General features: G+C 61.2%; 7 protein-coding genes. All 7 read right to left on the bottom strand.

The window, feature by feature from the left end; genetic code table 11:
• Positions 1-2,543 (bottom strand): ImcF-related family protein (locus AC1Q8Q_RS29820; RefSeq protein ID WP_492615870.1); only part of this gene is annotated, 2,543 nt, incomplete at its 3' end.
• Positions 2,530-3,702, bottom strand: a complete 1,173-nt coding sequence (locus AC1Q8Q_RS29815) for a hypothetical protein (protein ID WP_492615869.1) — start codon at positions 3,700-3,702, stop codon at positions 2,530-2,532. The genes AC1Q8Q_RS29815 and AC1Q8Q_RS29820, both read right to left, overlap by 14 nt.
• Positions 3,703-3,817: 115 nt before the next feature.
• Positions 3,818-4,390, bottom strand: a complete 573-nt coding sequence (gene tli1a, locus AC1Q8Q_RS29810) for a Tli1a family immunity protein (protein ID WP_083349260.1) — start codon at positions 4,388-4,390, stop codon at positions 3,818-3,820.
• Complete coding sequence (locus AC1Q8Q_RS29805) at positions 4,377-4,541, bottom strand: hypothetical protein (protein WP_156703878.1); 165 nt, start codon at positions 4,539-4,541, stop codon at positions 4,377-4,379. Before AC1Q8Q_RS29805 ends, tli1a (AC1Q8Q_RS29810) begins: the two co-directional genes overlap by 14 nt.
• Complete coding sequence (gene tli1a, locus AC1Q8Q_RS29800; RefSeq protein ID WP_083349261.1) at positions 4,529-5,023, bottom strand: Tli1a family immunity protein; 495 nt, start codon at positions 5,021-5,023, stop codon at positions 4,529-4,531. The genes AC1Q8Q_RS29805 and tli1a (AC1Q8Q_RS29800) overlap by 13 nt, the downstream gene beginning before the upstream one ends.
• On the bottom strand, positions 5,010-7,316 hold the full coding sequence (locus AC1Q8Q_RS29795) for a T6SS phospholipase effector Tle1-like catalytic domain-containing protein (RefSeq protein ID WP_492615868.1): 2,307 nt from the start codon (positions 7,314-7,316) through the stop codon (positions 5,010-5,012). Before AC1Q8Q_RS29795 ends, tli1a (AC1Q8Q_RS29800) begins: the two co-directional genes overlap by 14 nt.
• On the bottom strand, positions 7,304-7,789 hold the full coding sequence (gene tli1a / locus AC1Q8Q_RS29790) for a Tli1a family immunity protein (RefSeq protein ID WP_033042187.1): 486 nt from the start codon (positions 7,787-7,789) through the stop codon (positions 7,304-7,306). Before tli1a (AC1Q8Q_RS29790) ends, AC1Q8Q_RS29795 begins: the two co-directional genes overlap by 13 nt.
• Between the last annotated feature and the right edge of the window lie 57 nt (positions 7,790-7,846).

The raw sequence follows: 7,846 nt of genomic DNA, 5'->3' as shown, positions 1-7,846 counted from the left end.
CCGCCCCACTCCGCCCCGAGGCTGGCGGCGAGCTGGCTGCCGTAGGCGCGGGTGTCGGTGAGGTCGATGCTTTTGCCCTGGAACACCGTCTGCGCCAGGGTCTGGGTCATGTCCTGCGGGTCGGCGGCGTGGTTCACCTGTTGCAGGGTCAGGCGGGTGCGCGTGACCTGGTTGAGGAAGGCTTGCAGGCTCAGGCGCTCGTTATCGCTCTGGCCTTCGGGGGTCTTGCCGAGCAGGGCCAGCAGCGGACCGAAGGTGGCGTCCAAGGGGCCTTTGGGACCCTGCTGCGCCTGCTCGATCAACGGCGCCGGCGCCTGGGCGATCAGCTTCTGTGCCGAGTTGATCAGCGAGTCGGCCAACGCCTGGCTGCGGGTGCCGGCCTGGCCCTGGTAGGCCAGGGTGTTCATCAGCGCGATCAGCGGCGACTGGCGCACGTCGCTCATCAGGGTCAGCTGGTCGATCACCTCGCCGAGGTTGTTGGCCGGCTGCCAGCGCAGGCGGTTGAGGAACTTCAGCCAGGCGCTGGCGTAGTCCTGGAAGTAGCGCCGGGTCAGGCGTTCGCGCAGCATGTCCGGGGTCAACTCGGTGGCGATGTCGCCCGGCCGGTCGCTGAGCACCCAGTCGATTTCCTCACGCCGCGCCTCGGCGACAGCTTCGATGGCTGGGCGCACCTGGCCCTCCCAGGCCTGGCGGGTAAACACCCCCGGCACGCTGGCCGGGCTGACGAACAACGCTCGCGCCTCGGTGTCGCCGACCATCTGCGCCAGATTTAACGCCGGGTAATGATTGGCCGAGGCGTCGAGCACCTGGCGGTACAGGCTGGCTTCGGCATTGCGCTGACCCAACTGGCCGAGCAGCAGCTGGCGCACCTGGGCCACCAGCTGCGGATCGGTGGCGATGCGCCAGTCCGGGTGCGCCGCCAACTGCTCGCCATAGAACTGCCAGAGCAGCGGCGACAGACCGTGCCACAGCCCCGGCGAAACCCCGTCGGCGCTCGGTTCGAGCGAGCCCATCACTTTGACCAGAAAACTCGCATCGGCTTTTTCCGGCCGCGCCAGCATCAGGTAAGCCTTGAGTTGTTCGTAGGCCTGGGGCGCGCGCTTGAGGCGTTCGGGGCTGTCGGCGGGCAACTTGATCAGGGCAGTGAGTTGTTGTTGCAGGCTGGCCACGGCCGGGTCGCGCAACAGGCGCTGGTTGGCCTCGACGTAGGCGGGCCAGAGCAGTTGCAGGAGTTCTGTGTTCTTGTTCAGGCCGAAGCGCTGGTACCAGGGCGTGCCGTGGGTGGCGCGGTAATCCAGGCGGCCGAGTTCGCGGATCAGCTCGTTGAGGGCGAGGAATTGTTCGTCACGGGTGGATGAGTGTTGCAAGGTCGCCAGGGAGGTTTGCACCTGGGCGATGTGTACGCGGTTGCTGGCGAAGGACAGCAGCAGGCCGGCGCCCCATGCCAGAGTCAGGGCGAGCATCAGGGTTTGCGCGATGCGGGTCGCGGGCCAGCCGAGGCGACGCGGGCGCGATTTTTGATCGCCGAGCACGCCGTGCCAGACCGGTGATATCGACCAGAAGTGACTGCGGTTATTGGGATCCGGCGACACTTCCGGTAACGGCAGGCTGAACCACAACCCGCGCACCGGCACGCTCCCGGCCAACTCGCCGAGCAACGGTGCCAGCGCCTGACGCCAGCGGGGAATGCCTTCGACCTGCAAATCGCGGGACAGGCGCAGCAAAAAGTCATGCGGTATCTGCCCGCGCATCTGTTCCAAGCCCTCCTGGCGCAAGGGCTCGACCAATTGATTCAGGCGACTCTCCAGCTCCACCGCAGTGAAGTCGGCGGGCAACGCACAACCCACCGCCTGCGTCTGACGTGTGCGCTGCTCCCAAACAGTGTCGCAGACCTGCCATAGGTGCAACGGCAACTGCCAATGCAGGGTCCGGGCCAGATCGCGCAGGCGCCGCAGGCTGTCGCCCAGTGTTGCGGCGTCGGTGGATTGTGGCTTATTCAACGCCCAGACCACGCCATCGAGGGCGCGCCAGCGGCTCAAGCCCTGCCATTGGCTGAACAGGGTTGGCGACTGTACGCTGCCACCATGGAGCAGCACGGTGTCCTGCCCATGCAGGAACTGTCGGGTGGTCAGTCCGGGGGCGATGGCTTCGATCTGCTCGGGTTCGCCGACGACCAGGAGCAGGCGAACTTTGAAGCGCCAGAAAGGGCCATAGTGCTTGCGCAATTCTGCGAGTGCCTTTGCGCACTCGTCTGGTGGACTAGTCTCGGTATTCGGCAAGGGCAGCAGAGGCTGACTGCCCATCACCAGCTTGTGAATCCCTTTCTTCAGGACCAACCAGATCGAGACTGCCAGGCTAAAAAGCAGTGCCCGGCACATCAGTCCTTTGAGCAGCAGATCCACCCACATGGCTTGGCTGACCGGGCCGCGCCCTGTCCAAATCCACCAGGCCACGCCACCCACCGTGACCACTACAGCCACGATCAGCGCCAGCAACAGCGCCGTCGGCCAGGAAGATATTCTTGGAGCTTCAACTATCTGCATGATCGGATTCCACAATGCCCAGGGCCAGGGTGTGTTGAGGGTCATTCGCCAACCAGGCACACGGCACGCCATGCTGCTCGGCATACCAGGCAGCCAGGGTCTGCACGATCATTGCCTCAAGGTTTTGCAGCGCGCCAAAGTTGGCGTCTTGCAGGTGTTGGCGGGTGTTCCAATCCAGGACAGACAGCGGCGGCATGTCGGGTTGAGAGAACGACACGCATACCGGCGCGGAAGACTTCAGCTCGCTTTGTTGCGACACTCGCTCGGCTACCGACGCCAAGCTCTCGGCATCAGCCGCGAACCATTCCCCGCGAGACAAGCGCACCCGACCTCGCGGACCGAGCCACCACAACACGGCAGCCTCGCCCGCGGGCATGTGACTCTGTGCCTCGGGCGGCGAAGAGTGGCAACCGGCACAAAGAATGCGGATATCCCAGGGTGCCCCGTGCAGCCGATCAATGATCGCGTCAAGGCTCTGCATGCCTTGCCAAGGCTCGGGTTGTTCGGGCAACTGGATTTGCGGACAGCACTGCTTCATCTGTTCGACAAAGGCTTGCCAGGCGTCCAGTGATCCTTGCCAGTAACAACACACTGGCTGCACCACCTCGGGTTCCGAACGCTGCTCGTCCCACTGCAAGGCAAGCAACGTTGCCAGTTGCCGTTCGCGCTCGGCGACATCGCGTCCTAGTACCTGGAGCAGTCGAATCGCCGGGCCCTCGGGCGTCTCCTCTGGCACTGGGGGTTGATGCTCAGGACTGAACAGGCTTTGACGGTGTTCGGGGGAACTGCAGGCGGCGCCCAACAGCACCGATTCGATCAACCCGACCTTCTGGCGATGGTGGGTCCACCAGGTGTGCTGAACCCGCGTGGCTGCATTGGCATGATATCGCGCGATATGCCAGTTGAAACGGTAGTACAACACGCGCAACAGCAGTGCCAGCAACCACAACACTGCCACGCCAATCATCACACCCCAGACGGTGAAAACGTCCAGCAAAAATCGCAAAATACTCCAGTTACTACTTCCATCTTCGACCGACTCCAACAGATCGGCGCCTACAAACACCAAACCCAACAGTGCTGCCCCGTTAACCAGCCATCGCTTGTAGTTGGGTCGTTGCGCCTGGGGATAGGGGGTATACTCGGGAGCCACTTTCATGAGGCCACCCACGTGTCGGCGCACTGCAACTGACGCAGCAGTGACGATCCTTGATTAGTGCATTGTTTGGTCAACTGACTGGCTGCAGTGCAGCCCATTCGCCCTTCGGCGTATTTCACTTCGGACATGACTGTGGCTCCGGTAAATGCAACGGGGTCTTGATCGGGTATTCGGGGCTGCCGTAGGCGTAGCAGGAGGTGGTGACTTGCAGTTCTTCGCAGGGCAGGAAGTGCACGGTGAGGCCGCAGACTTTTTGGCCGGTGTAGTCAGGGACTGGTACGACTTTGCTGTGTTGGCGTTTTTGTGAGTCAATTCTGTCGAGCCAGGCGTAATATTTGTCCCTATCAGCAAAGCCGGGGAAACCTGCTGAACTTCCTTCTCCAGTCTCCCAATCAACACGCACTGTCATCCCCGGTTGCCAGCGTGCCGGCGCAATGAAGCAACAGCTGCCCCCTCCACCTTGATAAGGACCGATGATGTCGATGCCGGAGCGGCCATCGACACTGAAATGGTTGATTGCCCAGTGAGTGTGATTGATGGCTTCGAGAGTGCTGGCCTGAGCGCCTTGAACAAGTAGGCTGCCAACCAGAATGGCGACGACAACGGCCCGTTCGCGCCATGGGCTGGCTTTGAGCTCGGGCCTGCGGTCCTGTACCACGCCTCGAAACAAAGGTTCACGCCGATGCATTTTTCACCTCATCAGCCTGGGCATGGAACGCTTCCCACAGCGCTTCGATGTCTGGCATGGCCTGGGCCAGGTGCTCAGCGTCCAGCACCACGAGGACCTCGACCGGAAACGCTGGCAGGTACCAAAGCGAAGCGTGTTTCACTTCGGACATGACTGTGGCTCCGGCAATTGCAGTGGGGTCTTGATCGGGTATTCGGGGCTGCCGTAGGGTACGACTTTACTGTGCTGGCGTTTTTGCGCCTCGACTTTACCGACCCAAGCCAAGTACTTCGGCCTATCAGCAAAACCGGGAAATTCATCAGCGAGTTCACTCACCCCGCTGGCTCCCGTCTCCCAATCCACACGCACCGTCATCCCCTGTTGCCAACGTGCCGGCGCGACATAACAGCACCCGCCCCCGCCCCCTTGGTAAGGTCCAATAATGTCGATCCCCGAACGGCCATCGACACTGAAATGATTGATTGCCCAGTGGGTGTGATTGATGGCTTGGAGAGTGCCGGCCAGTGCGTCTTGTACAAGTAGGCTGCCAACCAGAATGCCGACGACAACGGTTCCTTCGCGCCATGGGCTGGCTTTGAGTTCGCGCCTGGGGGCCTGTGCCACGCCTCGAAAGAAAGGTTCAGGCCGATGCATTTTTCACCTCACCAGCCTGGGCATAGAACGCTTCCCACAACGCATCGATGTCTTGCATGGCCTGGGCCAGGTGCTCGGCGTCCAGCACCACGGGTTGCGCGGTGCCTGCAGGCCCGGCATTCGGGTTGGTGCGCGCCAGCACTTCACCGTTCTCGCCATACAACGCCAGGTCGCGACGGCCGGCCTCGCCGAAAAACACCATGCGTTCGCCGAAGTAACTGCCGAACCACTCACGTCCCTGTTTGTACATAAACCAGGCACGGGAGTCGTGGACCTGATCGTCGAACAGCGCGCGTAACAACCCTTCGGGTTGTGTGGCGTTGCGGCTTTCGTCGACATTGCCGCGCCGGGTTTCATTTTGATGATTGATTTCGCGCAACGGCGGCGGGAATAGCTGACCCACACGCGCCTGTCCCTGGGCTTTCATCCGCTGACGCTCGAGCTGCACCCGGGTGAAGAGCTGATGAGCAATCAAGCCGGGAATGGGCATCTTTAGTGCGACCCACATCACCAAAGGATCCGTAAGGCTGAGGACGCGATAATGGGCAGCAAATTCTTCGGCCGCTTCGCGCAACTGGGTTCGCGCCATGTCGGCATCGAAATCCTTGACCCCAGGCTCCAGCGGCATGTTCGGTTCGCGGATGAGAAACTCGCGAGCCCGCTGCTGCTTGCGCCGTTTTACGACCTCTGCCTGATTCAGGTCGCGCTTTTCTTCGGCGCGCACTTTGACCCCTTCATCTGCTTCAAGGTCGCTCGCCTGAAGATAGAATGGGGTGTGCTTGAGGCTGGTGAAGGCATAGCGGTCGATGCGCCAGGCGGTGATCCAGCTCATCTGATTACGCAGGACCTGTTCCAGGTAAGTGGTGGCGGGTAGTGGCCGGTAGTGCTCGATCTGTTCGGCGGACAGCGATTGTTGTACGGGAGGCTGGTCCAGAGTTAGCTGACGCCATGCGTTGAAACGGGTAACAAGAGTTGGTGCAACACGAAACTCCTCCAATATCGCAAATTCCATAGCCCGCCAGACTTCATGGCGCAATTCGACTGGCAACGTTTCTTTCGGCACTTTCAAAGGAGCGCCGTGGGCGAAGGCGTCGGCATATAAATCCTGCAAAGCGATTTGCGACAGCAGTAAACCGTCATTCTCGCCAATAGCCTTACCCTGATCGCCCGGCGGATAACCACCACCCTGATCCGAGTGCACGCCCGGATAAATCACCTCCAGACTATTTACCGGGTAACCACCCTTCTCACGGCGAATGGACTCCAACGGAAAACTCAACCGTTGCTCGTGACTGGCAACGATGTGCAGGCAACGCTTGACCAGACTGCTGGCGGGCAGTTCCTGGTTGCCATCGGCCCAACTCATATGGCCGTTGGCCCCTGGGACGATGTCGGCCAGACCGACCGAGGCCACGGTGTCCAGCAGTCCCAGGTACTCGACGCTGACGGGCAACCGCAGGTCAGACAATGGCAAGGCCAGCGCCGGCTCAGTCAGGGTCAACAGCTGGTTCAGCCAACTGACAAAGGCCCGCGCCGCCGCCGCGCCACGGGAAAACCCATACACGTACAGCTTGATCCCCAACAGTTTGACCTGACCGGGTTGCGGTTGGGTCAGGGCAATGCGCAAGGGCTTTTCCAGGGCTTCGAACTGTTTGCGAAACTCACGGCTGCGGGCGGCGAAGCCGGTTGCCCATTCCAGTCCGGGCGCCGTGCCCATGGCCTTGACCGCTTTGAGCAGGGCCGTGTTGTCCAGCCGTGGCAGCCGCAGTGTGCGTCGCACGGCATCGAGGATCATCAACAGGCCCCAGTTGATCCGTTCCTCGCCATACCAGGCTCCCCCCAGTCCCAGAATGCTGTAGTCGAGGTCGCCGACTTCGGTAAACGGCGTGCCCACACCGGGCATGTAGTACTTGAAGTACTGGCCGTTGCCAGTGCCCGCCGCATCGGTCAAACCCTTGGCTTCGTGACTGTGGGCGGTGCCGCCGGCATGACCGTCGCCAATGCTGGCGCGGAACATCCGGGCGATATTGGTCGGGTGCCGGGGATTCGACAGGTAGAGGTCATTGTTGAGGTTATTGCCAGTGCCATCGAAAAACAGGCTGATGTGCAAGGTCTTGCAGCACGGCGGCATCAGCCGGCGCCCGGCCACCACGCAAAGGGCATCGTGATACTGCGACTCCAGCTGACACTGGCGCTGATTATTTTGATAGACCTGCTCGACGCTACGAGGCAAACGACCCTCGGCCGGAAACGCTGGCGGGTACCAAAGAGGAGCGTGTTTCACTTCGGACATGACTGGGGCTCCGGCAATTGCAGTGGGGTCTTGATCGGGTATTCAGGGCTGCCATATGCGTAGCAGGAGGTGCTGACCTGCAGCTCATTGCAGGGCAAAAAATGGACGGTGAGACCGCAGACTTTTTGGTCGGTATAGTCAGAGACTGGTACGACTTTGCTGTGCTGGCGTTTTTGAGCTCTGATTTGCTCCGCCCATGCCTCGTATTTGACTTCATCCGCAAAGCCGGGAAATCCATCGGGATAAGCCACCCCAGTCTCCCAATCCACACGCACCGTCATCCCCTGTTGCCAACGTGCCGGCGCGACATAACAGCACCCGCCCCCGCCACCTTGGTAAGGTCCGATAATGTCGATCCCCGAACGGCCATCGACACTGAAATGATTGATGGCCCAGTGTGTGTGGTTGATGGCCTCAAGGGTGCCGGCCTGGCTGTTCTGCGCGAATACGGAGGCAGTCAGATCGATGAACATGGCAACGATGACGTTGTTCACTGCGGGTGTAGGCATGAAATTCGACTCCTGTCTTTG

It is taken from the genome of Pseudomonas sp. GW823-FHT06B06 (assembly GCF_058795195.1).
Note: the sequence above shows the minus strand (reverse complement) of the source record. Positions and strands in the feature narration are given on the sequence as shown.

What these genes read in the sequence shown, in the direction of transcription:
- AC1Q8Q_RS29795 (WP_492615868.1), bottom strand. Translation starts at nt 7,316, where the DNA reads ATGTCCGAAGTGAAACACGCTCCTCTTTGGTACCCGCCAGCGTTTCCG.
- tli1a (WP_033042187.1), bottom strand. Translation starts at nt 7,789, where the DNA reads ATGTTCATCGATCTGACTGCCTCCGTATTCGCGCAGAACAGCCAGGCC.
- tli1a (WP_083349260.1), bottom strand. Translation starts at nt 4,390, where the DNA reads ATGCATCGGCGTGAACCTTTGTTTCGAGGCGTGGTACAGGACCGCAGG.
- AC1Q8Q_RS29805 (WP_156703878.1), bottom strand. Translation starts at nt 4,541, where the DNA reads ATGTCCGAAGTGAAACACGCTTCGCTTTGGTACCTGCCAGCGTTTCCG.
- tli1a (WP_083349261.1), bottom strand. Translation starts at nt 5,023, where the DNA reads ATGCATCGGCCTGAACCTTTCTTTCGAGGCGTGGCACAGGCCCCCAGG.
- AC1Q8Q_RS29815 (WP_492615869.1), bottom strand. Translation starts at nt 3,702, where the DNA reads ATGAAAGTGGCTCCCGAGTATACCCCCTATCCCCAGGCGCAACGACCC.